This is a genomic window from Variovorax sp. GW821-FHT09D04 (assembly GCF_059416405.1).
Map to the genome: position 1 here is coordinate 758,277 of NZ_JBWKPA010000002.1, position 25,336 is coordinate 783,612.

Sequence of the window (25,336 nt, forward strand, 5' to 3'; positions counted from 1 at the left end):
CACCCCGTGCTGAACACGGGTGCCACCCGCAAGAGGCGTACCAGCGGGAGAAGAAAGAAAAGAAGCGCCCCGGGGGCGCGCCCGCGCTCAGCGCGGCTGCAGCACCGCCATGGTGATGCGCGAGACGCAGGTCAGCTCGCCCGCCTCGTTCGTCAGGTCGATCTGCCAGACCTGCGTGGTGCGCCCGCGGTGCACCGGCCGCGCCGTGCCAATGACCCAGCCGCTGGTGGCCGAGCGGATGTGGTTGGCGTTGATGTCCAGGCCCACGGCGCGGTCGCCCTCGGGGGCCGAGTAATGCGCGCCGCAGGAGCCCAGCGTCTCGGCCAGCACCACCGACACGCCGCCGTGCAGGATGCCGTAGGGCTGGCGGGTGCGCTCGTCCACCGGCACGCGGGCGCGGATGAAGTCGTCGCCCACCTCCAGGAATTCGATGCCCAGGGCGGCCACGGCCGTGCCCACGTGGTTGGCGGTCAGCGATTCGACCGAGATCTCTTTCTTCCAGATACGCATGCAGGGGTCTCCGATACAGGGGGTGCGAGGGCACTATAGCGACGACGGCTGACAACCGCAGTCGCCTTTGCGTGCTACCTTGGGTCGATGACCTTCCCTTCGGTGCGGCGGTGGCTTCTGGGCTCGGCGGCGGTGCTGCTGCTGGGCATCGGCGCGCTGGTGCTCGTGGTGGCCGCGCGCCTGCCCGACGACGAAGAGGTGGCGGCCCGCATCGCCGCCGGCTTCTCGCAGCGTTACGGCGTCGAGCTGACGGTGGGCGGCGCCCACTGGTCGCTGTGGCCGGTGCCCGTGCTGGCGCTGTCCGAGCTGGCGACCGACCAGCCCCAGCCCATCACCCTGCGCCGCGTGAGCGTGCGGCTGCACCTGTGGCCGCTGCTGCTGCGCCGCGAAGTGGCCATCGACGAGATCGCGCTCGAAAGCCTGGTGCTGCCGCGCGCCTCGGTGCGCGCCTTCCGGGACAAGGGCCCCGAGCCGCAGGAAAGCGAGCGCATCGTGCCGCTGCCCGCGCCCTGGACCCTGGCGCCCGTGCCGGTGGAGCGCGTGCGCTGGCGCGACGTGGTCTGGATCGACCGCCGCGACATCGCGCTGGCCTACGACGGCGAGGTGGCCTTCGACGACAACTGGCGCCCTCGCAACCTGCGTCTGGAGCGCGCCGGCGCCGCATCGCCCGTGCGCCTGCGGCTGGACCGCGAGGGCACGGAAGACCGCTGGCGCACCCGCATCGACGCCGGGGGCGGCACGTGGAACGGAGAATCGCGGCTCGAGGTGCTGCCTGAAGGGCGGGGCTTGCGCGTGTCGGCCGAACTCGACCCGCGGCAGGTCGACATCGAGGGGCTGGTGCAGGCCTTCGGGCGCCACTCGGCGGTGGCTGGCAAGGTCTCGGGCCACACCTCGCTGGTGGCCGAGGCCCGCGAGGTGGGCGCGCTGATCCGCGGCCTGCACACCCGCACCACCTTCTCGGTGCAGCCCGCCACGCTGACCCGCCTCGACCTGGCCAAGGCCGTGACCACCGCCGGCATCAGCCGCGGCGGCACCACGGCGCTGGACGAGCTCACCGGCACGCTCGACACCCAGGGCACCGAAGACGGCATCGTGATGCGCTACACGAACCTCAAGGCGCGCTCGGGCGTGCTCACCGCGAGCGGCAACCTGCGGCTGTTCAACCGGCAGATGTCGGGCGAGATGGCGGTGGACCTGGTCGATGGCGTGGTCGGCGTGCCGCTGAAGATCGGCGGCAGCGTGGCCGAGCCCGAGGTGTCGATGACCGGCGGCGCGCTGGCGGGGGCGGCGGTTGGCAGCGCGGTGCTGCCGGGGGTGGGCACGGCGATCGGGGCGCGCGTGGGGCAGCAGGTGGAGAAGCTGTTCGGTGGGGATGAACCGGCGAAGAAGAAGACGCCGCCGAAACCCTCTGCATCGCAGCGTTGACTGGCTGGTTGCCGTTGCGTTCAGGGCGTGTGCCCAGGACACTGGGTACTTCCCTCCGCGAATGTCCCCCGGCCTGCGGCCTCCTCCTTGATTCCGCTGCGGGAAGCACCCAGTGTCCTGGGCACATGGACGCGCTGCTGGTGTGCGGCCGGCCGATCAGGAGAATGCCTTGATCACCGCCGGCACCGTCAACACCGCCGTGTAGTAGCCCATGAACTGCACGCCCGTGTTGAAGCCGATGGCGCGTGACAGCAGGCCGCCGAGCAGGCCCATCGTGAGGATCACCAGGAGGCCGAGCAGCTGGCCTTCCCACACGCTGATCACCACGATCAAGCCGACGAAGGTCGCGATGATTGCCTCGTGGCTCACCTTGCGCGAGACGAACAGCGCCGCGCGGCGCGCGAAGTTCATCGTGAAGGGATAGGCCACCAGCGCGGCCAAGATCACCGCCAACATGCCGTAGCCCAGGAACTCCCAGTGGTTCAGCAGGTTGTGCAGGTTGTGGGTCTGGCCCGTGGCCGAGTCGATGGTGAACACCGGCGGTGCGTTGAACAGCGGCGCCGCCGGGCCGGCCGCCACGGGGCTCAACGGCAGGCCGATGGCGATCAGCGGAATCAACGCTTCGGCGATGTAGGTGGCCTCGGTCACGCCGTTGCGCGCGGCCAGCGTGGTCGTGAGGCGGTGGTACGCATGCTTGATGCGCGAGCCGACCAGCTCGCCCAGCACCACCGTCATTGCGACCGGGCTGAACACGAAGGTGGCGCTGGAGATCGCGGCGGTCGCGAAGGTCCACTTCACCTGGCCGCGGTCGAGCACCTTGAACGGGTTGGGGAAGTAGCCCGACCAGCCCTTCACGTCGGGTGCGAGCGAGAAGGTGCGGACCTTGTCGCGCTTCATGCGCGCACGCGCCGCCGGCGAGATCACCGAGAACAGGTCGGCCACCAGCGGCCCGATGGCGATGCCCAGGAAGTAGCTGATGCTGAGCTTCACGCCGTACTTGCCGGTGAGCGCCTGCAGCGCCACGATCACCATCACGAACGGCACCAGCGTGGCCACCGAGGCCCAGCGCCCGCTCGAGAAATAGGCAATGGCCACGGCCGCCACCACGAAGATCCACGGCGCCGCCTTGGTGATGGCCGCGCCGTACGGCGCCAGCAGCACCGCGAACAGCACGGCCAGCGGCACCGCCAGAAAGGCCGCGATGATCGCGCCCGACACCATCTTGCGCAGCGCGATGTGCGGCACGCCCAGGTTGCGCAGCACGTTCGCGTCCTGCAGCAGCGGCGTGGCCATGGTGTCGCCCGGAATGCCCAGCAGCGCGGTGGGCACCGCGTGCGTCATGTGCTTGGCCACGGCGGCCGCCAGGAAGAAGGTGAACACGCCTTCGGGCGGCACACCCAGCAGCACCACCAGCAGGGTGAGCGGTGCGAGCGTGGTGGTTTCGTCGGTGCCCGAGACGAGGCCGATGGCCGCGAACACGATGGCACCCACGAGGCCCATGCCGGTGGCGACGAGGATCTGGTTGAAGAGGGCGGCGTCGATCACGAGGCGGCTCCTTCGGCGGCCTTGGCGGCCTGGGGCTTGTACGACGCGAACAGCTCGTAGATCTCCAGCTCCTTCATCTCGCGCACCACCGACGGCGGCAGGTCGTCCACCGAGCCCAGGTCGCCGTGCTCGCCGGCCAGTTCGGCCAGCACCTCTTCGCGCCAGCGCGGATCGGGGTCCGTGCCCTCGACCACCTCGCGCTTCGGCGTGAAGAGCTTCGCGCAGATCAGGCCCGAGACGACGCAGCCGCCGAGGCCGGCGAGCATCGCGTAGGCGCGTGCCAGCTCGGGCGTGCCCACGGCGCTCGCCAGCACGCGGCTGGCCACGAGGTAGCCCGTGAGGCTCACCGCGACGCCGATGACGATGGCCCACGCGAGATGGCCCAGGTCGGCCGTGTCGCCCCATATCTCCACCAGCCGCCAACGGGCGGGCGTTGCACTGTCTGCGTTCATTTGTCGTGTGTCTCCGTCTGTGGTGATGTGACGGCCGCCTGCGCGGCCGCCGCGGTTTCGGCCGCGGTCCGTTGTGCGGGGTGCTCCCGCCTTTGCCTGCTTACTTCTTGCGCAGCGCTTCGAGCAGTGCCACGGCGCGGTCGGTGCGCACGTCGTGTTCTGCGGCCATCTGCTTGGCGATGCTGTCGATCTCGGCGCCGGTGGCGCCCGCGACGAGCGCGATGTTGCGGGCGTGCAGCGCCATGTGGCCGCGCTGGATGCCTTCGGTGGCGAGCGCGCGCAAGGCACCGAGGTTCTGCGCGAGGCCCACGGCCACCGCGACCTCGCCGAGTTCCTGCGCGGACTTCACGTCGAGGATCTTGAGTGCGAGCCTAGCGAGCGGGTGCGTCTTGGTGGCGCCGCCGACCAGGCCCACCGGCATCGGCATCTCGATGGTGCCGACCAGCGCGCCCGTCGTGTCTTTCTCCCACGTGGTCAACGAGCTGTAGCGCCCGCTGCGGCAGGCGTACGCATGCGCACCGGCTTCCACCGCGCGCCAGTCGTTGCCGGTCGCGACGATCACCGGATCGACGCCGTTCATGATGCCCTTGTTGTGCGTCGCCGCGCGGTAGGGGTCGATGGCCGCGAAGGTGTATGCGTCGATCACGCCCTCGACCACTTCTTCGCCGCTGCGCTCGCGCGTGGCCAGCACCGAGGGCGCGAGCCGCACGCGCGCACGCGCCAGCCGCAGGTCCGCCAGGTTCGACAGGATGCGCAGGCGCACCGTGCCGCCCGTGAGCTTCTCGACCAGCGGCGACACCGCCTCGGCCATGGTGTTGACGGTGTTCGCGCCCATCGCGTCGCGCACGTCGACGATCAGGTGCATCACCACCATCGCGCCGCGCGGCGTGTCGCCGAACACATGCACCTCGATGTCGCGGCAACCGCCGCCCAGATCGATCAGTACCTTGTCGCGGCTGTTCGCCACGGCAAGGATCTCGTCGCGCGCACGCAGCAGCGCGAGCCGCGCGCCGTAGGGATCGGTGATGTTGATCACCTGCACCTGCGCACGCATCAGCGGCCCGGTGCTCGAAGCCTCGAAGCCGCCGCCTTCGCGCGCCAGCTTGGCCATGAACGACGCGGCGGCCACCACCGAGGGTTCTTCCACCGCCATCGGCACGAGGTAGTCGCGCCCGTTCACGGTGAAATTGCCGGCCACGCCCAGCGGCAGCTCGAAGGTGCCGATCACGTTCTCGACCATGCCGTTGGCGCGGTCCACGCTCAGGGCGCCGGGCTGGGCGAGTAGCGCCACCTCGTCGTCGGTGAGCGAGGCGGCCTGTGCGATGTGGGCCAGGCGTTGGGCGGGCGTCAGTGCGCGGAAATTGGGAATGCGGGAATCGGCGGCCATCGGTGCGTGTCTCTTCGGAAGGTGAATTCGGGAGCAGGCAATTTAGGCCGGCTGTACCGCCCGCGGAAGGCACAGTTTGGCGGGACAGTGCGGACAGTGGTGCGCCGCCAGGCCTCGCTGTGTCACAGTCGAAGCCCATGACCACGATCGCCGATTCGCTCGCCGACACCCTCGCGCGCCAGATCGCGAGCGGCGCCTACAAGGCCGGCGACAAGCTGCCCTCGCTGCGCGAACTCGCACAGCTGCACGGCTATGCCAAGAACACCGTGGTGGCCGCTTTCGAGCTGCTGGTGTCGCGCGGCCTCGTCGAGCCGCGGCGCGGTTCGGGCTACTACGTGCTCGCGCAGGCCACGGCCACGCCCAAGCCCGCCGAGGACGACGCGGGCAGCCTCGGCCGCGCGATGGACATCGTGTGGCTCATGCGCGAGCAGCTCAAGACCCAGCCCGATGCGGTCGCCGTGGGCGACGGTTTTCCGCCCGTCGAATGGCTGGCCGACGTGCGGCTGGACAAGTACCACCCGAAGGTTGTGCGCACGGGGCTCGGTGCGCTGTTCCGCTACGGCAGCCGCTTCGGCTATGCGCCGCTGCGCGACCACCTCGTGCGCAAGCTGGCGGACTTCGGCATCGGCGCCGAGCCGCGGCAGATCGTGCTCACGCACGGCGCCAATGAGGCGATGGACATCGTCATCCGCTACTTCGTGCCGCCCGGCGGCAAGGTGCTGGTCGACGACCCGGGCTATTACCCGCTGTTCGGCAAGCTCAAGCTCGCGGGCGCGCAGATGCTGGCCGTGCCGCGCCTGGCCGACGGGCCCGACCTCGAGGTGCTGGAGCAGCTGCTCATCGCCGAACGGCCGCGCCTGTTCTTCACGCAGTCGCTGGCGCACAACCCCACGGGCTCCGACATCTCGCCGGCCAAGGCCTTTCGCGTGCTGCAGCTGGCGCAGAAGTACGACCTGCTGATCGTCGAGAACGACCCGCTGGCCGACTTCAAGCCGACGGCGCTGCCGCGGCTCTCGGCGCTCGATCAGCTCGAACGCACCATCTACATCGGCAGCTTTTCGAAATCGTTCTCGGCCGCGCTGCGCGTGGGCTTCATCGCCTGCGGGGCGGACCTGGCGAGCGACCTGGCCGACCTGAAGGCGCTGATCCACGTGAGCAGCTCGGAGTACAGCGAGCGCACGGTCGACGTCATCCTGAGCGAGGGCCACTACCAGCGGCACCTCAAGCGGTTGCAGCAGCGGCTGGGCGAGGCCACGCGCGACGCGCTGAAGCTGTTCGACGCCGTGGACGCCGAGGTCTTCGCGCGCAGCCCGCAGTCGCTCTACATCTGGGCCGCGCTGCCCGGCGTGGACGACTCGCTGGCCTTCGCGAAGGAACTGCTGCCGCGCAAGATCGTGATGGCGCCGGGGCGCATCTTCAGCGTCGACTCGACGCAGGTCTCGCGCTGGTCGCGCTTCAACGTGGGTGCCATGGCCGACCCGCGTTTTGCGAAGGCGCTGCGCACCGCGTTGCGGCGGCGCGCCTGAACTAGCCCTTGAAGGTGCCGTGCCGGCCCGCGCCGCCGGCAAAGCGCGCGGCACCGGCTTCGCCTTCGGCCGCAACGATCGGCACGCCCTGCGCGCCTTCGCGGCGCAGCGCCTCGGCCAGCGGGAGGTCCCACTGTTCGAAGGCGGAGCGGCGGTCGGCCAGCATGCATTGCTGCGGAAAGGCGGCGATCTGCCGCGCCAGCTCCTGCGCGGCGGCGAGTGCACCGCCCGGTGGCGTGGTGCGGTTCACCAGGCCCATCGCCAGCGCCTCGGCGGCGGACACCGGCCGGCCCGTGAGGATCAGGTCGAGCGCACGCCCCATGCCCACGAGGCGCGGCAGCCGCACGGTGCCGCCGTCGATCAGCGGCACGCCCCAGCGGCGGCAGAACACGCCGAACACCGCGTCGTCGTCGGCCACGCGCAGGTCGGCCAGCAGCGCCAGCTCGAGCCCGCCCGCCACCGCGTAGCCGTTCACCGCCGCGATCAGCGGCTTGGACAGTGCCATGCGCGTCGGGCCCATCGGGCCGGCGCCGCCGCCGTCGGGGTCGAGCTCGTTGCGGCGTGCCGGATCACCGACCGCGCCCAGGTCAGCACCCGCGCAGAAATGGCCGCCCGCGCCCGTCAGCACGGCCACGCGCAGCGCGTCGTCGGCCTCGAAGCGTTCGAAGGCCGCGCGCAATGCGGCGGCGACCACGCCGTCCACGGCGTTGCGTTTGTCGGGCCGGTTCAGCGTGAGCGTGCAGACGGGGCCGTCCGCTTCGAAGGTCACGCAGGGTGGGGTGGACATGGGCGGCGTCTCCGGGAAGTTGAAATGGCGGGTGGCCCGGCCATCGTAGAAAACATTCCCGGGTTCTCCAACCCCGCCGCGTTCAGGTGGCGCGGATCACGTCCGCATCGCCCGGCGTCGGCGCATGCAGCCGCGCCACCTCGGCCGCGCGCCGCGTGAGCACCGCGCGCTGGTTGATGTAGCCCTTGTCGGTGATCTCGCCCGCGTCGAGGCTGGGCGGTTCGGCCAGCACCAGCGCGCAGGTCGGGCACTGCGACGAGCCCGCGCCCTCGTCGCGCAGGGCGCGCAGCACTTCGGCGATGCGCGCGGCCAGCGCCCCGGGCGCGAGGGCGGCGCCTTGCGGGCTGGCGAACACCAGCATGCCGATCGCGTCGCGGTCGTGGCCGGTGAGCACGATGTCCTGCACATGCGGCGCCAGCAGCGACACCAGCTTCACGCGCAGCGTGCCCACCGACACCCAGGTGCCGGTCGAGAGCTTGAAGTCTTCCGCCACGCGGCCGTTGAAGATCACGCCCTGCGTCGGGTCGCCGGGGTTCGCAAGAAAGCCCGCGTCGCCGATGCGGTAGTAGCCCTCGGCGTCGAAGGCGCTGGCGGTCTCGCGCGGCGCGTCGCGGTAGCCGGGGAACACCGAGACGCCCTTGACGCGCATCTCCAGCTTCTCGCCGTTGGGCACGAACTTCAGTTCCAGCCCCGGCAGCGGCGCGCCGATGCAGCCGGCGCCGTCGAGCTGCCAGTGCGCCGAGGTGATGGCGGGCGAGGTCTCGGTGGCACCCCACGAGGTCGTGAGCCACAGCGGGCGCGCGGGCCGCACGCGCCGCGCCACAGCTTCGAGCCGTTGCCAGGTCGAAGGCGCGAGCGCGGCCGCCGCGTAGAAGGCCAGGCGCAGCCGCGAGAACACTTCGGCGGCGAGCGCGTCGTCGGCTTCGAGAAAGGGCAGCAGCATGTCGAAGCCGCGCGGCACGTTGAACAGCAGCGTGGGTTTCACCTCGCGCAGGTTGCGCACGGTCTTCTCGATCAGGCCCGGCGCGGGCCGACCCTCGTCGATGTAGAGCGCGCCGCCGTGGCACAGCACCATGTGCAGGTTGTGGTTCGCGCCGAAGGTGTGGCTCCACGGCAGCCAGTCGACCAGCACGGGCTTTTCCTGCGCGAGGAAGCGCCATGTCTGCGCCATCATCTGCTGGTTGGCGCACAGCATGCGGTGCGTGTTGATCACCACCTTGGGCTGGCCGGTGGAGCCGGAGGTCAGCAGGTACTTGGCGTGCGTGTCGGGGCCCACGGCGGCGAAGGCCTGCATGACGGCGGGCGTTTCCTTCGCGTCGAGCAGTTGGTCGAAAGCCAGCGCGCCCGGATGCGTGTCGGCGTGGCGGCTGAACACCGTGACCGCCTCGACGCCGCAGTCGGCGAGCGATGCGCCGTACACCTTCGCGTCGGAGGCGTAGATCAGCCCGGGCTGCAGCGCCTTCAACATGCCGTGCAGCCGTGACGGGTCTTTCGCCATGCGCGAGTAGGCGCTCGACAGCGAACAGGCCGTGCGGCCGATGTGCATCGTCGCGAGCATCAGCACGGCGTGGTCGATGGCGTTGTCCGAGAGGATCACGACCGGCCGGCCCGGCGGCAGGTCCAGGTCGAGCAGGCCTTGCGCCACCGCACCGACGGCGGCGCGCAGCGCGCGGTAGTCGAGGGTGCGCCAGCTTTCGCCGCTGTCGTCGCGCTCGGCAAACGCCAGCGCGTCGGGCGTCTCGCGCGCCCAGCGCTCGATCCATTCGCCGATGCAGCGCGCATACGGCTGCAGCGCCGTCGGCGAGCGCAGCACGAACGAGCCATCGTCGAAGTCGATGCGCACCGTGCGGGGCGGTGCGACCAGGGTGTCGTCGAGAAGGAAGTCGGTCATGTCAATCCAGCGTACCCGTCTCGGCCTTGGCGCGAATCAGGTTCAACAGCAGGGTGTCGCGCGCGGCTTCGAGGTCGGCGGTGTGGCGCGTGCCCAGGGCGTCGTCCACGCCTTGCACCACCTGCTGCTTCAACGCGTCCGTCATCGACGGCGCGCCCAGGTCCTTCCACCAGTCTTCGATGGGCCCGCCCAGGTGCGCGAGCAGGTGCTCGATGCCGCCCGCACCGCCTGAGAGGTGCAGATTCATGAACGGCCCCATCACGGCCCAGCGCAGGCCGGGGCCGTGCGCGATGGCGGTGTCGATGTCGGCCACGCTCGCCACGCCTTCGTTGACGAGGTGAAACGCCTCGCGCCATAGCGCGGCCTGCAGCCGGTTCGCGATGTGGCCTTTCACCTCGCGCTTCACGTGGATCGGCCGCTTGCCGATGGCGGCATAGAAGGCCATCGTGCGGGCGATGGTGTCGGCCGACGTCTGCTCGCCGCCGATCACCTCGACCAGCGGAATCAGGTGCGGCGGGTTGAACGGATGCCCCAGCACCACGCGCTGCGGGTGCGCGCAACCCGACTGCACGCCGCTGATCGCCAGGCCCGACGAGCTCGACGCGAGGACCGTCTCCGGCGGCGCGGCGGCGTCCATGCGGCGGAACAGGTCGATCTTGAAATCCATGCGCTCGGGGCCGTTCTCCTGCACGAAGTCGGCCACGGCCACGGCGTCTTCCAGGCTGTCGTGAAAGCGCAGGCGGTCGACCGAGGCGCCCTCGGCGAGGCCGAAGCGTTCCAGCGTCGGCCAGTGCTGCGCCACGGCGGCGCGCAGCCGGTCTTCGGCGCCGGGCGAGGGGTCGGTCGCGTTCACGTCGAGACCGTGCGCGAGGAAGTGCGCGGCCCAGCTCGCGCCGATCACGCCGGTGCCGACGACGGCGACGCGCTTCACGTCGGTGGTGAGGTTCATGCCGATTTCCACCGCGCGCAGCGGCTCTCCGTCTTGGTGGTCCACGCGGCTTCGCCGGGGATGTTCTCGATCACCTTGTAGTAGTCCCACGGCTCCTTCGATTCGGCCGGCGTCTTCACCTGCATGAGGTGCATGTCGTGCACCATGAGGCCGTCGTCGCGCAGCCAGCCGCCCTTGACGAACATGTCGTTGAACTTGGTCTTGCGCAGCTGCGCCATCACCTTGTCGGCGTCGTCGCTGCCCGCGGCCTTCACGGCCTGCAAGTACTGCAGCGCGGCCGAGTAGTCGCCGGCGTGGAAGGAGGAGGGCATGCGCTTGTGCTTGTCGAAGAAGCGCCGCGCCCAGGCGCGCGACTCGGGGCTCTGGTTCCAGTACCAGCTGTCGGTGAGGTACATGCCCTGCGAAGCCTTCAGGCCCAGCGCGTGCACGTCGTTGATGGTGATGATCATGCCGGCGAGTTTCATGTTCTTGCTGATGCCGAACTCCGCCGCCGACTTGATGGCGTTCACAGTGTCGCCGCCCGCATTTGCGAGCGCCAGCACCTGCGCCTTCGAGCTTTGCGCCTGCAGCATGAACGACGAGAAGTCGCTCGCGCCCAGCGGGTGCTTCACCGAACCCGCCACCGTGCCGCCGCTGGCCTGCACGGTCTTGGTGGCGTCGCCTTGCAGCGCCGCGCCGAAGGCGTAGTCGGCCGCCACGAAGTACCAGCTCTTGCCGCCGGCCTTGACCACCGCGCTCGCGGTGCCGCGCGCCATGGCCACGGTGTCGTAGGCGTAGTGCACGGTGTAGGGCGAGCAGTACTCGTTGGTGAGGCTCGACGCGCCCGAGCCCACCACGAAGTACGGCTTCTTCTTGTCGGCCGCCACGCCGGCCATGGCAATGGCCGCGCCCGAGTTCACGCCGCCGATCAGCATGTCGACCTTGTTCACGTCGAACCATTCGCGTGCCTTGGCCGCGGCGATGTCGGGCTTGTTCTGGTGGTCGGCCGTGACCAGCTCGATCTTCTTGCCGTCGATGGCGCCGCCCATGTCGGCGATGGCCATGCGGATCGCCTCGGCGCCGGCCGGGCCGTCGTAGTCGCGGTACAGGCCCGACATGTCGCTGATGAAGCCGATGCGGATGGTGTCGTCGGACACCTGGGCCGATGCGCCCGATGCGAATGCGGCGGCGAGTGCGAGGGCCAGGGCGGTGCGGGGAATATTCATGTGCGTGTCTCCGTTCGTTGTTCTCGTGCGTCTTCAGCCCAGCGCGAACTCGGGCCGCGGGCCGCCCACGCGCGGCAGGCCCATGATCTGGCGCGCCTCGGCCGGCGTGGCCACTTCCATGTCGAGTTCACGGATCACGCGCACGATGCGCTCGGTGAGCTGCACGTTGGTGGCGAGTTCGCCGTGACGGAAGTAGAGGTTGTCTTCCAGCCCCACGCGCGCATGGCCGCCCAGCAGCAGCGCCGCCACGTTGGCTTCGAGCTGCGACATGCCGATGCCGCTCACGCCGAAGATGGAGCCCTTGGGCAGCGTGTCGACCATCATCTGCAGGTTGCGCGGCGAGTACGGCATCGCGTTCTGGAAGTTGCGGTGCACGTTCATCACGAGGTTGATGAAGTAGGGCTCGTCGTCATGGCCTTCCTCGATCAGCGTGGTCGTGTCCTGCAGGATGTGCGTGGGGCTGAACACCTCCCACTCGGGCTTGATGCCGCGCGCCTTCATGCCGGCGGCGAGTTCGCGCCCGCGCGTGATGGGCGTGTCCATCAGGATCTGCTTGCCCTCGAAGCTCAGGTTGAGCGTGGTGGCGTCCAGCGTGCACATCTCGGCGCCGGCGTCCATGCCCTTGATGCGCTCTTCCCACGCGATCTCCCAGCGATCACCGGCCAGCGGCTTCACCATGTCGCCGTGCACGCCGCCGCCGGTGGAGTTGTTCAGCACGATGTCGCAGCCGGCCGCGCGGATGCGGCTGTTGATGTCGCGGTACACCTCGGCGTTGCAGGTGGCGCCGTCGTCGGGACGGCGCGCGTGGATGGCCACCACGCTGGCGCCGGCGTTCCAGCAGCGCAGCACGTCGGCGGCGATCTCGGCGGGCTGGGTGGGGAGGTGGGGGGTCTGCGACTTGTGCGCCATGCCGCCGGTGGGGGCGATGGTCACGATCACTTTGCGCTTCGACATGCTCGGGGCTCCTGGGGTCGGTCGTTCGGTCAGTCAGTCAGGGGGGCGCGCCATTATTTTTTGTGATGCGTTCGTACTCAGTCATCGCGACGACATTCCGGGGCAGGGTTTACGCGGCGCCAGCCGCTAAAGTCGCCCCTGCGCCGTTGCGCACACAAGGAACCTCTCCATGAAATTTCTGCCCCTCGTGCTGGCCGCCGCGGCCGCGTTCACCACCCTCGGCGCCGCCGCGCAACCCGCCGGCCCCGCCACCTGCGACGCCAAGCGCGAGGCCATCGGCCGCGACATCGAGATGGCAAAGTCCAAGGGCCAGAAGCAGCGCGTGCGCGGGCTCGAGACGGCGCTGGCCGAAGTGAACCGCAATTGCACCGACGCCAAGCTCGCGGCCGAGCACCAGAAGCGCATCCGCGCCCAGGAGCGCAAGGTGGCCGAGCGCGAGCGCGACCTGCGCGCGGCGCAGGAGAAGGGACGTGCCAGCAAGATCGCCGACCGCGAGAAGAAGCTGCACGAGGCGCAGGCCGAGCTGCAGCAGCTCAAGGGCGCGCAGTAAACAAAAAAGACAGCATGCCCCCGACCAAGCCGGCGATCCCCGCGGCCTCCCTGACCATTCCCCAGCTGCTGCAGGGCTCGGCCTGGTTTCCGCTGCTCGACGTGGGCGCGGGCGAGCGCGTGCTCGACGAGATGCGCGAGGTCGAGGTGGCCGCCGGCGCCGCGCTGTGCCGGCGCGGCGACACGCCGCTGCACTGGTACGGCACGCTCGAAGGGCTGCTCAAGTGGTCGATCACCTCCAGCGACGGCCGCTCGGTCACGCTGGGCGGGCTGTCGGTGGGCAGCTGGTTCGGCGAGGGCACGCTGCTGCGCGCCGTGCCGCGCTCGGCCGACATCATCGCGCTGCGGCCCAGCCGCGTGGCGCAGCTGCCGCTGGAGACCTTCGAGTGGCTGCACCGCACGCAGCGCGGCTTCGATCACTTCCTGCTGCAGCAGATCAACGAGCGGCTGCACTGGTTCATGGGCAGCTACGCGGCGCACCGCCTGCTCGACGCCGACAGCCAGGTGGCGCGCGCGCTGGCCGGCCTGTTCCACCCCTGGCTGCACCCGGGCAGCGAGCCGCACCTGCAGACCTCGCAGGAAGAAATCGCCAACCTGTCGGGCGTGTCGCGCCAGCGCTGCAACGCGGCGCTGAACCGGCTGAAGGAGGCCGGGTTCCTGCACATCGAGTACGGCGGCATCACCGTGACCGACCTCGAAGGCTTGCGCCGCTTCATCCAGGAGTGAACGACTCCCTCTCCCCGAGGGGAGAGGAAGCCGGAGCCGCTCAGCGCTTGTGGTGCGACGCCGCCAGCTCGTACACCGGCGTGTCGATCCCTTCCATGCGCGCCTTCAGCTGCAGCGCCAGGAACTGCGAGTAGTGGCGCGACTGGTGCAGGTTGCCGCCGTGGAACCACAGCTGGGGCACCTGCGTCGGCTTCCACATGTTGCGCAGCTCGCCTTCCCACGGACCCGGGTCCTTCGGCGTGTCGGAGCCCAGGCCCCAGCACTTGCCGACCTTGTCGGCGATCTCGGGCGAGATCAGGTCGGCCAGCCAGCCGTTCATCGAGCCGTAGCCCGTGGCGTACACCAGCAGGTCGGCCGGCAGCTCGGTGCCGTCGGTGAGCGTGACCGAGCGTTCATTCACGCGCTCGATGTTCACGCCGCTCTTGAGGTGGATGCTGCCGTTGGCCACCAGCTCCGAGGCGCCCACGTCGATGTAGTAGCCCGAGCCGCGCCGCAGGTACTTCATGAACAGGCCCGAGCCGTCCACGCCGAAGTCGAGCAGGAAGCCGGCCTTTTCCAGGCGCGCATACAGGTCGGCGTCGCGCTTCTTCATCTCCTCGTACACCGGGATGTGGAAGGTGTGCATGATCTTGTAGGGCACCGAGGCGAAGATCAGGTCGCCCTTGTGGTGGTCGATGCCGCTCTTCACCGCCTGCTCGGAATACAGCCCGCCCAGCGCCAGCTCCATGAGCGACTGCGACGGCGCGATGTGCGTGGACGAGCGCTGCACCATCGTCACGTCGGCGCCGTGTTCCCACAGCGCCGCGCAGATGTCGTGCGCCGAGTTGTTCGAGCCCAGCACCACGCACTTCTTGCCGGCGTAGGCCTCGGGCCCGGGGTGCTGGCTGGAGTGGTGCTGGTCGCCCAGGAAGTTCTCGGCGCCCGCCACCTTCGGCACGTTCGGGTAGCCCGACACGCCGAGCGCGAACACCAGCTGCTTCGGGCGCAGCGTCACGGGCTTGCCTTCGCGCTCCACCTGCACCTCCCAGCGCTGCGTGGCCTCGTCGAAGCGCGCCTTGGTCGCGTTCGTGGAACTCCAGTAGTTGAGCTCCATGATCTTGGTGTACATCTCGAGCCAGTCGCCGATCTTGTCCTTGGGCGCGAACACCGGCCAGTCGTCGGGGAAGGGCATGTAGGGCAGGTGGTCGTACCAGACCGGGTCGTGCAGGCACAGCGACTTGTAGCGCTTGCGCCAGGAGTCGCCGGCCTTGGCGTTGCGCTCCACGATGATCGTCGGCACGCCCAGCCGCCGCAGCCGCGCCCCCAGCGCGATGCCGCCCTGGCCGCCGCCGATGATCACCACCTCGGGCTGCTCGGTGTAGCCCAGCGCGGCCTCTTCGTCGCGGCGCTTCTCAAGCCAGTTCTTGCGGCCCTTGTGCACGCCGTGCTCGGCGCCCTTGATGCGGTTGTCGCCGGTCTTTTCCTCGAAGCCCTTCAGCTCGGTCATCGTGGTGAGCAGCGTCCAGGCCTTGCCATTGCGCAAGCGCAGGTGGCCGCGCCCGCGCGCCACGCGCGTCTCGAAGCCGAACCACGCATCGACCACGCCGTCGGCCTCGGTCGCCTCGCCTTCGAGCGCGAAGGCCGTGGGCTGCGTGTCGGCCAGGCGCGCCTGCAGCATCGCGCGGATGGCGCCCGCGCCTTCCTGCGTGCGGATGTTCCAGGTGAAGGCGACGAGGTCGCGCCAGTAGCTGTCGGCCTCGAACAGCGAGACGGCCGCATCGATGTCGCCGCGTGCGAGCGCGGCGGCGAAGTCGGCCAGCCATTGGGCGGCGGCCCGGGTGGGGCCGGTGGTCGGGTCTGTCATTGCATGTCTCCGTTGTGTCGTTGAACGAATCGAATCGCGGCGCGGCAAGGCGCACGCGGGGTTCGTGGCGCAGCTTTCGTGCCGTGCGGAGGGCGACGAAGAATCAAGGGGTTGGCGGGGGTTTTGTCGCAGGCGGCTGTCGCTGTCTCACCGAGACTGAGACGATGCATGAGAATCTGAACGACGTATAAAATTGGACGACGTTCAAATTTAAGGGCTACGAACCGTGACCGAACCAGACCCCCCAGGCCGCCGCGAGCGCCGCCGCACCCAGACGCTCGACCACGTCGCCGCCACCGCCATGCGCCTGTTCGAAGCCCAGGGCTACGACGCGACGACGATGGAGCAGATCGCCCAGCAGTCCGACGTGGCCAAGGGCACGCTCTACAACCACTTCCCGACCAAGGAAGCGATCCTGGCGCACTGGGTGCACCTCGAACTCGTGGTCGATGCGCAGCGCCTGCACGAGGCCATCGACCCGAAGGCCGGCTTCACGGCGCAGCTCACCGGCCTGCTCGACGCCTCGGCCGACTGGTCCCAGCGCTACCGCGCCTACCTGCTCGACTACTTCCGCTTTCGTTTTCTCAACATCGAGAGCGAACTCGGCGGCGGCGACCGCGGCACGCCGCGCGACCTCTCGGGGCTGTTCGAGGCGCTCATCGCCGCCGCCCAGCAGGCCGGCACGCTGCGCACCGACGTCTCGGCTGCGCACCTCGCGAGCCTGCTGCACCACCTGTACTTCGGCGCGCTGATGCGTTGGCTCACGCTGCCCGGCCTCGTGCTGCGCGACGAGTTCGCGGTGGTCGTCGACCTCTTCGTCGGCGGCGCGCGCACGGCCCCGAAGCCACCCGCTGCAAGGAGGCGCACCCCATGAAACTCGCCGTGCTCACTTACGGCACCGAGGGCGACGCCCGCCCGCTCGCTGCGCTGTGCCGCGCGCTGGACGACGCGGGCCATGCGTCGGTGCTGCTGGCGGACGCGACCACGCTCGGCGCGGCCGAACGGCTCGGCGTGCGCTCGCAGGCGCTGGCCGGCGACATCCGGCAGGCGCTCGGCGGCGTCATCGCGCAGGGCGACAAGCCGGCCGCCGCCGCGAAGGCGCTGGCGGACATCGCCAATGCCAACGCCACGCCCTGGCTGCGCCAGACCGTCGAGACCGCGCAGGGCTGCGACGCCATCGTCTGCGCGGGGCTCGCGGCCTTCGTGGGCCTGTCGGCGGCCGAGGCGCTGGGCGTGCCGGCCATCGGCGCGGGCATGTTCCCGCTCACGCCGACGGCCGCGTTCGCCTCGCCCTTCCTGCCGCCCGCGCGCGTGCCGCGCTTTTTGAACCGCGCGAGCCACCACCTCGTCAACGGGTTGCTCTGGCGCGCCTTCCGGCCGGCCGTGAATGCCGCGCGCGCCGAGGTCTGCGGCCTGCCGCCGCGCCGCCGCCTGTGGACCACGCACCCGGTGCTCTACGGCTATTCGCCAAGCTTGCTGCCGCGCCCCGCCGACTGGCCCGCCAACGCCGTCGTGTGCGGCCAGTGGCTCGCGCCCGTGCCCGACTGGCAGCCGCCGGCGGCGCTGCGCGACTTCCTCGCGGCCGGCGAGGCGCCCGTCTACATCGGCTTCGGCAGCATGACGGGCTTCGACAAGGCACGGCTGCTCGCGGCCCTCGTCGACGGCATGGCCGGCCGGCGCGCGGTGCTGCATCCCGGATGGAGCGGCCTCGAAGTGGGGCAGCTGCCGCCGAACTTCCACGCCATCGGCGACACCCCGCACGACTGGCTGTTTCCGCAGATGGCGCTGGTGGTGCACCACGGCGGCTCGGGCACCAGCCACTCGGCCGCGCGCGCGGGCGTGCCCTCGGTGGTCGTGCCCTTCGCGGGCGACCAGGCGTTCTGGGCGCACCACCTCGCGCAGGCGGGCGTGGCACCGCCCGCGGTGGCGGGGGGCCGGTTCGGTGCGGACGACCTGGCGCGCGGCATCGCCTTCGCGCACGACCCGCAGGTGCGCGCACGGGCCCAGGCGCTGGGCGAACGCATGCGCGCGGAAGACGGCCTGGGCACGGCCGTGCGCGCGATCGAGCGAATCCTGAGGCGTTAGCCGCGCTGCGGCGCCACGATGCCGAAGCGCTTCATGTGGCGGTACGCGGTGGCGCGGCTGATGCCGAGCGCCTGCGCGGCCCGCGCCACATGCCAGCGGTGGCGCTGCAACGCGTCGAGCAGGCGCGTGGCGTCGGCGGCGCTGTCTTCAGCGTCGACCGTGGAAGGCATGGCGTCGCGGTGGTCGAGCGACGGACGATGCGGCGCCAGGCGCAGCTCCTCGGGCGTGATGCTCGCGCCCGTGCAGAGCGCCAGCGCCAACCGCAGCACATTGCGCAACTCGCGCAGGTTGCCCGGCCAGTCGTGCGCCATCAGCCGCAGCATCGCCGCCTCCGACAGCCGCGCCGCCGAGCCCATCGCCGCCGCCTCCTCATGGAACATCGCCTCGATCAGGTAGCGCCGGTCGCGCCGCGCGCGCAGCGGCGGCAGCTTCAGCACCGCGCCGCACAGCCGGTAGTACAGGTCCTCGCGAAAGCGCCCGGCCGCGACCAGCGCCGACAGGTCGCGGTGCGTGGCCGCCACCACCGCAAGGTCCACGCGCTGCGGCGACTCGGCGCCCAGCGGCAGCACCTCGCCTTCGGACAGCACGCGCAGCAGCCGCGTCTGCAGCGCCATCGGCATGTCGCCGATCTCGTCGAGAAACAGCGTGCCGCGGTCGGCCTGCGCGATCAGCCCCTTCATGCCCTTGGCGCGGCCGCCCGTGAAGCTGCCGGGCGTGTAGCCGAAGAGCTCGCTCTCGATCAGCGAATCGGGAATGGCCGCGCAGTTCACCGCCACGAAAGGCAGCGCCGCGCGCCGGCTCGCGCCATGCAGCGCGCGCGCCAGCACCTCCTTGCCGCTGCCGGTCTCGCCCTCGACCAGCACATGGATGCCGCGGTCCACCAGCCGGCGCGCCTGCGCGATCAGCTGCTGCATCGTGGGGTCGTCGTCGCCCGCGATGCGTTCGAGCGGTGGCAGGCGGTCCGAAGGCTGGGGCGCCGGCGATGAGGGCGCGGTGGCCGGCGAGCGCCGCAGGCGCGGCGCGATCAGCGAGGCGTGGTACTCGCCGCCGCCGGGCAGCAGCACCGTGTGCGCAAAGGGCAGGGCCGACGCGCCGCCGTTGCCCAGGCACCAGATCGCGTCCATCGGCAGGTGCAGCAACTCCGACACCGCGCCGCCCAACAGTGATGGCTGGCGCCCCAGGAAGACCTCGCGCGCGCCCCCGTTGGCGCCCACCACCGTGCCGCCCTCGTCGAAGGCCAGCATCACCTCGCCCGCCACGTCGACCAGCCCGAAGGCACTGCCTAGCCGCAGGATCCAGTGGCCGCGAAAGTGCCGCAGGAAGTCGGCGTCCTCGATCATCCGCGCGTAGATCGACACCAGGTGCCGCACCAGGTGCTGGCTCTCGCGCGCCTCGGGCGAGCGCAGGGCCGACACGTCGAGGATCGCCGTGAGCTTGCCGCTGTGGTCGAACAGCGGCGCCGTCGTGCAGGTGAGCGCGATGTGCGTGGCGTCGAAGTGCTCGGTCTGGTGGCAGGTCATCGGCTGGCGCTCGATGAGGCAGGTGCCCACGCCGCAGGTGCCGGCGTGGGCTTCGTTCCAGTCGGCGCCCAGGTACAGGCCGGCGCGGCGCAGCTGGTCGTCCCAGGCCGGGTTGCCGATGTAGTCGACCGTGATGCCCTCGGCGTCGGTCAGCAGCACCATGTAGCCCAGCTCGGCCACGCGGCGGTAGATGTCTTCCATGCCCGCACGCGCGGCGCGCAGGAAGTGCTCGAGCTGCTGCTGGTGCACGCGCACCTCCTGCGCCGGCAGGATGCGCGCGGGCGTCGGCCGCGACGGATCGAGCCCGTGGTCGCGCACGCAGCGCGCCCACGACTTGTGCACCAGGCTCGCCGCCGGATCGGCCCGCAACGCCGTGCCGGTGGCGATCGAATAGACGTTGTCGATGTGGCGCGATTGCAGGGACGTCATGCGCAGCCTCGTGCGTGGGTGGGCGCGGCACTGGTGGAGGCTGCGCAGCCGGACATGATTCGGCTGTCGCGCTGTCGCAGGACAGAGGTGAAACCCGGTGGAACGGACGTGTTACTCCCCCTCACACCGAGGGCAATGCGGCCCGATCCGGCGCCATTCCTTCACTGCGGCGGCTTTGCACGCTCGGCCAGCCGCTTGCGGTACTCGGTGGTCGTCAGGCCCGCGAAGCCCCAGTCGTCGGTGTCGATCTCCTCGATCACGATGTGCGTCCATTCCGGCGGCTTCTTCAGCACCCGTTCGAGCGTCTCCGTGAACTCGGCAATGACCTGGGTCTTCTGTTCGCGCGTGACGCCGTCGCGGGTGATCTTCAGGTTGATGAAAGGCATGGTGTGCTCCTTGGGTGAATGACTGAGGTGATTACCACTTGCCGGTGCTCATGCCGCCATCCACGGGCAGCACGACGCCGGTCGTGAAATCGGCGCTCGTGAGGTAGAGCACCGCATCGGCGATCTCCTGCACGGTCGCGATGCGGCCGGCGGGCGCCAGGCCGTTGAGGAAGCCGTGCTGCTCGGGCGTGTACAGCGGCGTGTCCACGATGCCGGGTGCCACCGCATTCACCTTGACGTTGTGCGGTGCGAGTTCGAGCGCCAGCGCGCGCGTCGCGGCATTGATGCCGCCCTTGATCAGCACCGGCAACACGGCCGGCACCTGCTGGTTCGGCTGCAGCGCGATGCTCGCGGTGATGTTCACGATGTGTCCCTGGCGGCGCGCGACCATGTGCTTCGCCGCGGCCTGCGAGGCGTAGACGAAGCCCTTGAGGTTGGTGGCCACCATGTGCTCGAGGTCGTCTTCGGTGTAGTCGACGAAAGGCTTCGCGTTGAAGATGCCCGCGTTGTTGACGAGCACGTCGACCTGGCCGAAGTGCGCCACGGCGCGGTCGACGAGCTGCTGCGCCGTGTCGCGGCGGCCGATGTCGCCCGCGACGCCGAGAAGACGCGCCGGGTTGCCGAGCTGCTTCGCGGCGGCTGCGAGCCGCTCTTCGGTGCGCGCATTTGCGACTACGTTGAAGCCGCGCGCGAGGTACGCCTGCGCAAGGCCCAGGCCGATGCCGCTCGAGGCGCCGGTGATGACCACGGTGGGGGAAGAGTTGTCCTGCATGTCGGTTCTCCAGGGAAGTTGATGACGTGGGGAGAACTGTATTGATGACAGCGAAACAGATAAATCACTAGACTCGAACTTCACTTGATACACAAGGTAATCAATCCATGCAGCGGCAGTTCGGCGACATCCTTCTGGGCAGCATCGAGTTGTTCTGCCTCGCTGCGGAGAGCGGCGGCTTCACCTCTGCGGCACTTGCTGCCGGTGTGACGCCGGCGGCCGTGAGCCGATCGATCTCCCGGCTCGAGAAGCGGCTGGGGTTGCGGCTTTTCGTGCGCACCACGCGCAGCGTGCGGCTCACCGACGCGGGCCGTGTCTACTTTGCGCAGTGCCGACAGGCGCTGGCGCAGCTCGCCGAGGCCGAGCGCGAGGTGATGGGCCAGCAGGCGCTGCCTTCGGGCACGCTGCGCATCAGCGTGCCGACCACCTACGGCCACCACCGCATCCTGCCGATGCTGCCGGCGTTTCGCGAACGCTTTCCCGACATCCGGCTGCACGTGCACCTGAGCAACCGCAACATCGATTTCGTGGAAGAGGGCTACGACATGGCCGTGCGCGTGCGGGCCCAGCCCGACTCCACGCTGATCGCGCGGCACCTCGAGGATGCGGACCTGGTCGTGGTCGCCACGCGCAAATACCTGAAGAGGGCCGGCACGCCGCGCACGCTGGACGATCTCGCCGCGCACGAGTGCATCCAGTTCGAGCTGCCCAGCAGTGGCCGCCGCATTTCGTGGCTCTTCAAGGAGAACGGCAAGGACCGCCAAGTCTTCGCGGACAGCGCCTACAGCTGCTCCGACGACGTGCTCGGCGGCGTCACGCTCGCGAAAAGCGGCGCCGGGTTGTTCCAGACCTACCGCTTCGTCGTGGAGAAGGAACTGGCGGACGGCTCGCTCGTCGAGGTGCTGAAGCCCTTCGCGGGCCGTTCGCGGCCCTACACGCTGCTGTACCCGGACGGGCGCCACGTGCCACTGCGCATGCGGGTGTTCATCGATTTCCTGATGGCGCAGCGGACCGGGTGACGCCCGCCACGCATGCTCACACGCCCAGCAATTCCTCCAGCACCGTCGGCTCGGCCAGCAGATCCGCCGACGCCCCGTGCCGCACGATCTGCCCCTTCTCCATCACCACCGCCAGGTCGGTGTGCGCGAGCACCTTGCGGTAGTCGCGGTCGACGATCAGCGTGGCGATGCCCGTCGCGCGGATCTCGCTGATCACGCGCCAGATCTCGGCCACGATCAGCGGCGCGAGGCCTTCGGTGGCTTCGTCGAGGATCAGCAGGCGCGGGTTGGTCATGAGCGCGCGGCCGATGGAGAGCATCTGCTGCTCGCCGCCCGACAGCTGCTGGCCGCCGTGCGTGAGCCGTTCCGACAGGCGCGGGAAGGTGGCCATCACGCGGTCGAAGGTCCAGGCGCGCTGGCCGTCGATGCCGGCGCGTTCGCTCATCACGAGGTTCTCGCGCACCGACAGGTTCGGGAAGATGCCGCGCCCCTCGGGCACATAGCCGATGCCCAGACGCGCCATCTTCTCGGGTGGCAGGCCGGTGACGGTGCGGCCGTCGACCTGCACCTCGCCGGAGGCCGGGCGCACGTAGCCCATGATGGTGCGGATGAGCGTGGTCTTGCCCATGCCGTTGCGCCCGAGCAGGCCAACCGAGGTCGCCGCCGGAATGCCGGCGTGCACGCCGCGCAGGATGTGGCTGTTGCCGTAGTAGGTGTTGAGGTCGCGAACGATCAGCATCAGTGTTGCTCCTCGCCGAGGTACGCGGTGCGGACCTCGGGGTTCTCGCGAATTTCTTGTGGGTTGCCCGTGGCGATGACGGTGCCGTTCACCATCACCGTGATGCGGTCGGCGATGCGGAACACGGCGTCCATGTCGTGCTCGACCAGCAGGATGGCGTGCGTGGCCTTCAGCCGCGCGAGCAGCGTGAGCATGCGGTCGGTCTCTTCGGCGCCCATGCCGGCGAGTGGTTCGTCCAGCAGCAGCACGCGCGGGTGGGTGGCCAGGCACATCGCCACTTCGAGCTGGCGTTGCGCGCCGTGGCTCAGCGTGCCGGCGACGCGCCGGGCTTCGGCCGTGAGGCCGGCCGCTTCGAGCGCGGCGTCGGCCGAGGCGTTGCTGGTGGCGCAGCGCTGCGACGACTGCCAGATCGCCCACGGTTTGGCCGTGGCGGCCTGCGCGGCGAGGCGGCAGTTCTCGTGCACGGTGAACTCCGGGAAGATGGTGGTGCGCTGGTAGCTGCGGCCCACGCCGTCGCGGGCGCGGCGCGACTGCGCGCGCGCGGTGATGTCCACGCCGTCGAGCGCGATGCGGCCTTCGGAGGCCTCGATCTCGCCCGAGAGCATGTTGATGAGCGTCGACTTGCCGGCACCGTTGGTGCCGATCACCGCATGCACCTCGCCGATGTGCAGGTCGAGCGTGACGGCGTTGACGGCGGTGAGGCCGCCGAAGCGGCGCGTGAGCTTGTCGACGGACAGCAGTGCGGTGGTCATGCGCCTCCCTTCGGCGACAGGCGCTGCACCAGGCCGATCAGCCCCTTGGGCAGCAGCGCCACGAACACGATGATGGCGATGCCCAGCGTGAGCTGCCAGTGGTCGGCCAGCGGGCCCATCACGGCGTGGGTGGAGAAGATTTCCTTGAGCAGCGTGAAGGCCACGGCGCCGATCACCGCGCCGCGCAGGTGGCCGAGGCCGCCCAGGATCACCATCAGCAGCACCTCGCCCGAGTTGTGCCAGGCCATCAGCTCGGGGTTGACCACGCCGTCGCGCGAGGCCAGCAGAAAGCCCGCGAGCCCGGCCAGCGCGCCCGCGAGCACGAAGGCCGCGAGCTTGTAGCCGTACACCGCGAAGCCCGCTGCGCGCATGCGCTGCTCGTTCACGCGGATGCCCGCGAGCGCCGCGCCGAAGCGCGAACGGCGGATGAGCGCCAGCAGGCCGTAGGTGAACACCAGCGCCGCCAGCACCACGTAGAACAGCACCGTGCGGTTCTCCATGTCGAGCGCGCCGAAGGCCGGGCGCACGTACAGGTAGATGCCGTCGCTGCCGCCGCCGACCTTGGTGTCGTGGAACACGAAGAAGGCCATCTGCGCAAAGGCCAGCGTGACCATGATGAAGTACACGCCGCGCGTGCGCAGGCTCAGCGCACCGACGAACAGCGCATACAGCGCCGCCGCGCCCATCGACAGCACCAGCAGCACCGCGAAGTTGCCGCCCTCGCTGCCCGAGGCCAGCACGGTGACGTACGCCCCGATGCCGTAGAAGGCCGCATGGCCCAGGCTCACGAGCCCGGTCATGCCCACGAGCAGCTCCAGGCTGAGCGCGAAGATCGACAGGATCATCACCTTGACGATGAAGTCCGACGCGTAGTTGCCCAGCAGCGGACCGGCCACGGCGAGGGCGATGGCGCACAGCACGGGCACGATGAAGGCACCACGCCGCGGCGACGAAGGTGCGGATGCAACCACGGGGCTCATGGCCGCCTCCCCATCAAGCCTTCGGGCTTCCAGATCAGCACGATGGCCATCAAGAGGTAGATGCCGATGCCCGCCAGGTCGGCGAAGAACACCTTGCCGAAGGTGTCGACAAAACCCACCAGCAGCGAGGCCACGAGCGCCCCGGTGATCGAGCCGATGCCGCCGATCACCACCAGCACGAAGCAGATGATGAGCACGCTCGCGCCCATGTTCGGGTACACCGAGGACATCGGCGCGGCGATCATGCCGGCCAGCGCCGCCAGCGCCACGCCGGCCGCGAACACGATGCGGTACAGCCGCTTCACGTCGATGCCCAGGCCGCGCACCATGTCGCGGTTGCTGGCGCCGGCGCGGATCATCATGCCCAGGCGCGTGCGGTTCACCACGTAGTACAGGCCCACGGCCAGCACGATGCAGGCGGCCGAGGCAAACAGGCGATACCACGGGTAGCTCATGACGTTGCCCAGCGCGAAGCTGCCGTCCAGCCACGCGGGCACCTTCACGCCGTGCACGTCGTTGCCCACGAAGATGGAGCGCAGCTCCTCGAACACCAGGATGAGCCCGTAGGTCATGAGCACCTGCTGCAGGTGGTCGCGCTGGTAGAGGTAGCTGAAGAAGGCCCACTCCAGGACGTAGCCGAAGATCGCGGCCAGCACCACGCCGGCCACCAGCATCAGCAGGAACTGGTCGCCGAACAGCGGCGCCAGCGAGAACGCCATGTAGGCGCCGATCATGTAGAAGCTCCCGTGCGCGAGGTTGATGACGCCCATGATCCCGAAGATCAGCGTCAGCCCCGAGGCCACGAGAAAGAGCAGCAGGCCGTACTGAACGGAGTTCAGGCACTGCACGAGAAAGGTTCCGAAATCCACCGTGAGATCCCAGTTGGTTGTGGTTGCCGCAAGGCGGCTCGCAGCCCCATGACTCGG

The 25,336-nt window shown here is 69.9% G+C and carries 24 protein-coding genes; 7 read left to right on the forward strand and 17 right to left on the reverse strand.

All coding sequences use genetic code 11. The features are described 5' to 3' along the window. Positions 1 to 87: 87 nt before the first annotated feature. Complete coding sequence (locus tag AC07O4_RS09800) at positions 88 to 510, reverse strand: hotdog fold thioesterase (protein WP_095948453.1); 423 nt, start codon at positions 508 to 510, stop codon at positions 88 to 90. An 87-nt stretch (positions 511 to 597) separates the two neighbouring features. Here AC07O4_RS09800 and AC07O4_RS09805 point away from each other — a divergent pair, with 87 nt between their 5' ends. Continuing rightward, complete coding sequence (locus tag AC07O4_RS09805) at positions 598 to 1,935, forward strand: AsmA family protein (RefSeq protein ID WP_495304396.1); 1,338 nt, start codon at positions 598 to 600, stop codon at positions 1,933 to 1,935. A gap of 156 nt (positions 1,936 to 2,091) precedes the next feature. On the opposite strand, the gene AC07O4_RS09810 is transcribed toward AC07O4_RS09805, so the two are convergent. The 3 genes from AC07O4_RS09810 to AC07O4_RS09820 form a co-directional block, all read right to left on the reverse strand. Further along, entirely contained in the window at positions 2,092 to 3,435 is a 1,344-nt protein-coding gene (locus tag AC07O4_RS09810) for a tripartite tricarboxylate transporter permease (RefSeq protein ID WP_369647818.1), read from the reverse strand. Positions 3,436 to 3,476: 41 nt separating this feature from the next. Then, a complete protein-coding gene (locus tag AC07O4_RS09815; RefSeq protein ID WP_495304397.1) occupies positions 3,477 to 3,932 on the reverse strand; it encodes a hypothetical protein in 456 nt (151 codons plus the stop codon). Between the two features lie 100 nt (positions 3,933 to 4,032). Next, positions 4,033 to 5,319 carry a hydroxymethylglutaryl-CoA reductase, degradative gene (locus tag AC07O4_RS09820; RefSeq protein WP_495304398.1) on the reverse strand — a complete coding sequence of 429 codons (1,287 nt, stop codon included), beginning with the start codon at positions 5,317 to 5,319 and terminating at the stop codon, positions 4,033 to 4,035. 137 nt (positions 5,320 to 5,456) lie between these two features. Here AC07O4_RS09820 and AC07O4_RS09825 point away from each other — a divergent pair, with 137 nt between their 5' ends. Next, positions 5,457 to 6,845 carry an aminotransferase-like domain-containing protein gene (locus tag AC07O4_RS09825; protein ID WP_062481803.1) on the forward strand — a complete coding sequence of 463 codons (1,389 nt, stop codon included), beginning with the start codon at positions 5,457 to 5,459 and terminating at the stop codon, positions 6,843 to 6,845. 1 nt (position 6,846) lies between these two features. Here the strand turns inward: AC07O4_RS09825 and AC07O4_RS09830 are convergent, their stop codons facing one another. The 5 genes from AC07O4_RS09830 to AC07O4_RS09850 form a co-directional block, all read right to left on the reverse strand. Next, the gene (locus AC07O4_RS09830; RefSeq protein ID WP_139704744.1) at positions 6,847 to 7,632 is read right to left on the reverse strand and encodes a crotonase/enoyl-CoA hydratase family protein; all 786 of its coding nucleotides are present in this window, start codon (positions 7,630 to 7,632) and stop codon (positions 6,847 to 6,849) included. Between the two features lie 82 nt (positions 7,633 to 7,714). Beyond that, the gene (locus AC07O4_RS09835; RefSeq protein ID WP_495304399.1) at positions 7,715 to 9,523 is read right to left on the reverse strand and encodes a feruloyl-CoA synthase; all 1,809 of its coding nucleotides are present in this window, start codon (positions 9,521 to 9,523) and stop codon (positions 7,715 to 7,717) included. 1 nt (position 9,524) lies between these two features. Next, entirely contained in the window at positions 9,525 to 10,472 is a 948-nt protein-coding gene (locus AC07O4_RS09840; protein ID WP_495304400.1) for a 3-hydroxyacyl-CoA dehydrogenase NAD-binding domain-containing protein, read from the reverse strand. Continuing rightward, on the reverse strand, positions 10,469 to 11,677 hold the full coding sequence (locus AC07O4_RS09845; protein ID WP_369645772.1) for an ABC transporter substrate-binding protein: 1,209 nt from the start codon (positions 11,675 to 11,677) through the stop codon (positions 10,469 to 10,471). Before AC07O4_RS09845 ends, AC07O4_RS09840 begins: the two co-directional genes overlap by 4 nt. Before the next feature lie 33 nt (positions 11,678 to 11,710). Continuing rightward, positions 11,711 to 12,631 carry a beta-keto acid cleavage family enzyme gene (locus AC07O4_RS09850; protein ID WP_495304401.1) on the reverse strand — a complete coding sequence of 307 codons (921 nt, stop codon included), beginning with the start codon at positions 12,629 to 12,631 and terminating at the stop codon, positions 11,711 to 11,713. Between the two features lie 169 nt (positions 12,632 to 12,800). Between AC07O4_RS09850 and AC07O4_RS09855 the strand changes: the two genes are divergently transcribed. Together AC07O4_RS09855 and AC07O4_RS09860 are read left to right on the forward strand one after the other, a co-directional pair. Continuing rightward, on the forward strand, positions 12,801 to 13,181 hold the full coding sequence (locus AC07O4_RS09855; protein WP_487850390.1) for a DUF1090 domain-containing protein: 381 nt from the start codon (positions 12,801 to 12,803) through the stop codon (positions 13,179 to 13,181). A 14-nt stretch (positions 13,182 to 13,195) separates the two neighbouring features. Beyond that, positions 13,196 to 13,906, forward strand: a complete 711-nt coding sequence (locus AC07O4_RS09860) for a Crp/Fnr family transcriptional regulator (protein ID WP_070061409.1) — start codon at positions 13,196 to 13,198, stop codon at positions 13,904 to 13,906. Positions 13,907 to 13,946: 40 nt separating this feature from the next. Here the strand turns inward: AC07O4_RS09860 and AC07O4_RS09865 are convergent, their stop codons facing one another. After that, positions 13,947 to 15,749: an NAD(P)-binding domain-containing protein gene (locus AC07O4_RS09865; RefSeq protein WP_495304402.1), complete on the reverse strand. Its 1,803-nt coding sequence runs from the start codon at positions 15,747 to 15,749 to the stop codon at positions 13,947 to 13,949. Between the two features lie 226 nt (positions 15,750 to 15,975). On the opposite strand from AC07O4_RS09865, the gene AC07O4_RS09870 reads away from it, so the two are divergent. Next, complete coding sequence (locus AC07O4_RS09870) at positions 15,976 to 16,623, forward strand: TetR/AcrR family transcriptional regulator (RefSeq protein ID WP_495304403.1); 648 nt, start codon at positions 15,976 to 15,978, stop codon at positions 16,621 to 16,623. Then, positions 16,620 to 17,834: a glycosyltransferase gene (locus AC07O4_RS09875; RefSeq protein ID WP_495304404.1), complete on the forward strand. Its 1,215-nt coding sequence runs from the start codon at positions 16,620 to 16,622 to the stop codon at positions 17,832 to 17,834. Before AC07O4_RS09870 ends, AC07O4_RS09875 begins: the two co-directional genes overlap by 4 nt. On the opposite strand, the gene AC07O4_RS09880 is transcribed toward AC07O4_RS09875, so the two are convergent. From AC07O4_RS09880 to AC07O4_RS09890, 3 genes are all read right to left on the reverse strand, one after another. Further along, entirely contained in the window at positions 17,831 to 19,783 is a 1,953-nt protein-coding gene (locus AC07O4_RS09880) for a sigma-54-dependent Fis family transcriptional regulator (RefSeq protein WP_495304405.1), read from the reverse strand. The two genes, AC07O4_RS09875 and AC07O4_RS09880, sit on opposite strands and share 4 nt — an antisense overlap. Positions 19,784 to 19,944: 161 nt before the next feature. Next, positions 19,945 to 20,169, reverse strand: coding sequence for a tautomerase family protein (locus AC07O4_RS09885; RefSeq protein WP_070061404.1), 225 nt, complete (start codon positions 20,167 to 20,169; stop codon positions 19,945 to 19,947). 31 nt (positions 20,170 to 20,200) lie between these two features. Continuing rightward, positions 20,201 to 20,941, reverse strand: a complete 741-nt coding sequence (locus AC07O4_RS09890) for an SDR family NAD(P)-dependent oxidoreductase (RefSeq protein ID WP_495304406.1) — start codon at positions 20,939 to 20,941, stop codon at positions 20,201 to 20,203. Between the two features lie 107 nt (positions 20,942 to 21,048). On the opposite strand from AC07O4_RS09890, the gene AC07O4_RS09895 reads away from it, so the two are divergent. Further along, complete coding sequence (locus tag AC07O4_RS09895) at positions 21,049 to 21,960, forward strand: LysR family transcriptional regulator (RefSeq protein ID WP_495304407.1); 912 nt, start codon at positions 21,049 to 21,051, stop codon at positions 21,958 to 21,960. 16 nt (positions 21,961 to 21,976) lie between these two features. Here AC07O4_RS09895 and AC07O4_RS09900 read toward each other — a convergent pair whose 3' ends face one another. Genes AC07O4_RS09900 through AC07O4_RS09915 form a run of 4 tightly spaced genes read right to left on the reverse strand, consistent with a single transcriptional unit; the run spans position 21,977 to position 25,279 of the window. Beyond that, a complete protein-coding gene (locus AC07O4_RS09900) occupies positions 21,977 to 22,678 on the reverse strand; it encodes an ABC transporter ATP-binding protein (protein ID WP_369630800.1) in 702 nt (233 codons plus the stop codon). Beyond that, positions 22,678 to 23,430, reverse strand: coding sequence for an ABC transporter ATP-binding protein (locus AC07O4_RS09905; protein WP_095743073.1), 753 nt, complete (start codon positions 23,428 to 23,430; stop codon positions 22,678 to 22,680). The genes AC07O4_RS09900 and AC07O4_RS09905 overlap by 1 nt, the downstream gene beginning before the upstream one ends. Continuing rightward, a complete protein-coding gene (locus AC07O4_RS09910; RefSeq protein WP_495304408.1) occupies positions 23,427 to 24,410 on the reverse strand; it encodes a branched-chain amino acid ABC transporter permease in 984 nt (327 codons plus the stop codon). The genes AC07O4_RS09905 and AC07O4_RS09910 overlap by 4 nt, the downstream gene beginning before the upstream one ends. Further along, on the reverse strand, positions 24,407 to 25,279 hold the full coding sequence (locus AC07O4_RS09915) for a branched-chain amino acid ABC transporter permease (protein WP_062470301.1): 873 nt from the start codon (positions 25,277 to 25,279) through the stop codon (positions 24,407 to 24,409). The genes AC07O4_RS09910 and AC07O4_RS09915 overlap by 4 nt, the downstream gene beginning before the upstream one ends. Positions 25,280 to 25,336 lie beyond the last annotated feature (57 nt).

Excerpts from the sequence above, each read along its gene's own strand:
- AC07O4_RS09845 (WP_369645772.1), bottom strand. The coding sequence starts at position 11,677 with ATGAATATTCCCCGCACCGCCCTGGCCCTCGCACTCGCCGCCGCATTC.
- AC07O4_RS09890 (WP_495304406.1), bottom strand. The coding sequence starts at position 20,941 with ATGCAGGACAACTCTTCCCCCACCGTGGTCATCACCGGCGCCTCGAGC.
- AC07O4_RS09805 (WP_495304396.1), top strand. The coding sequence starts at position 598 with ATGACCTTCCCTTCGGTGCGGCGGTGGCTTCTGGGCTCGGCGGCGGTG.
- AC07O4_RS09820 (WP_495304398.1), bottom strand. The coding sequence starts at position 5,319 with ATGGCCGCCGATTCCCGCATTCCCAATTTCCGCGCACTGACGCCCGCC.
- AC07O4_RS09835 (WP_495304399.1), bottom strand. The coding sequence starts at position 9,523 with ATGACCGACTTCCTTCTCGACGACACCCTGGTCGCACCGCCCCGCACG.
- AC07O4_RS09810 (WP_369647818.1), bottom strand. The coding sequence starts at position 3,435 with ATGGGCCTCGTGGGTGCCATCGTGTTCGCGGCCATCGGCCTCGTCTCG.
- AC07O4_RS09875 (WP_495304404.1), top strand. The coding sequence starts at position 16,620 with ATGAAACTCGCCGTGCTCACTTACGGCACCGAGGGCGACGCCCGCCCG.
- AC07O4_RS09840 (WP_495304400.1), bottom strand. The coding sequence starts at position 10,472 with ATGAACCTCACCACCGACGTGAAGCGCGTCGCCGTCGTCGGCACCGGC.
- AC07O4_RS09855 (WP_487850390.1), top strand. The coding sequence starts at position 12,801 with ATGAAATTTCTGCCCCTCGTGCTGGCCGCCGCGGCCGCGTTCACCACC.
- AC07O4_RS09830 (WP_139704744.1), bottom strand. The coding sequence starts at position 7,632 with ATGTCCACCCCACCCTGCGTGACCTTCGAAGCGGACGGCCCCGTCTGC.
- AC07O4_RS09880 (WP_495304405.1), bottom strand. The coding sequence starts at position 19,783 with ATGACGTCCCTGCAATCGCGCCACATCGACAACGTCTATTCGATCGCC.
- AC07O4_RS09815 (WP_495304397.1), bottom strand. The coding sequence starts at position 3,932 with ATGAACGCAGACAGTGCAACGCCCGCCCGTTGGCGGCTGGTGGAGATA.
- AC07O4_RS09825 (WP_062481803.1), top strand. The coding sequence starts at position 5,457 with ATGACCACGATCGCCGATTCGCTCGCCGACACCCTCGCGCGCCAGATC.
- AC07O4_RS09895 (WP_495304407.1), top strand. The coding sequence starts at position 21,049 with ATGCAGCGGCAGTTCGGCGACATCCTTCTGGGCAGCATCGAGTTGTTC.
- AC07O4_RS09905 (WP_095743073.1), bottom strand. The coding sequence starts at position 23,430 with ATGACCACCGCACTGCTGTCCGTCGACAAGCTCACGCGCCGCTTCGGC.
- AC07O4_RS09885 (WP_070061404.1), bottom strand. The coding sequence starts at position 20,169 with ATGCCTTTCATCAACCTGAAGATCACCCGCGACGGCGTCACGCGCGAA.
- AC07O4_RS09800 (WP_095948453.1), bottom strand. The coding sequence starts at position 510 with ATGCGTATCTGGAAGAAAGAGATCTCGGTCGAATCGCTGACCGCCAAC.
- AC07O4_RS09860 (WP_070061409.1), top strand. The coding sequence starts at position 13,196 with ATGCCCCCGACCAAGCCGGCGATCCCCGCGGCCTCCCTGACCATTCCC.
- AC07O4_RS09850 (WP_495304401.1), bottom strand. The coding sequence starts at position 12,631 with ATGTCGAAGCGCAAAGTGATCGTGACCATCGCCCCCACCGGCGGCATG.
- AC07O4_RS09910 (WP_495304408.1), bottom strand. The coding sequence starts at position 24,410 with ATGAGCCCCGTGGTTGCATCCGCACCTTCGTCGCCGCGGCGTGGTGCC.
- AC07O4_RS09865 (WP_495304402.1), bottom strand. The coding sequence starts at position 15,749 with ATGACAGACCCGACCACCGGCCCCACCCGGGCCGCCGCCCAATGGCTG.
- AC07O4_RS09900 (WP_369630800.1), bottom strand. The coding sequence starts at position 22,678 with ATGCTGATCGTTCGCGACCTCAACACCTACTACGGCAACAGCCACATC.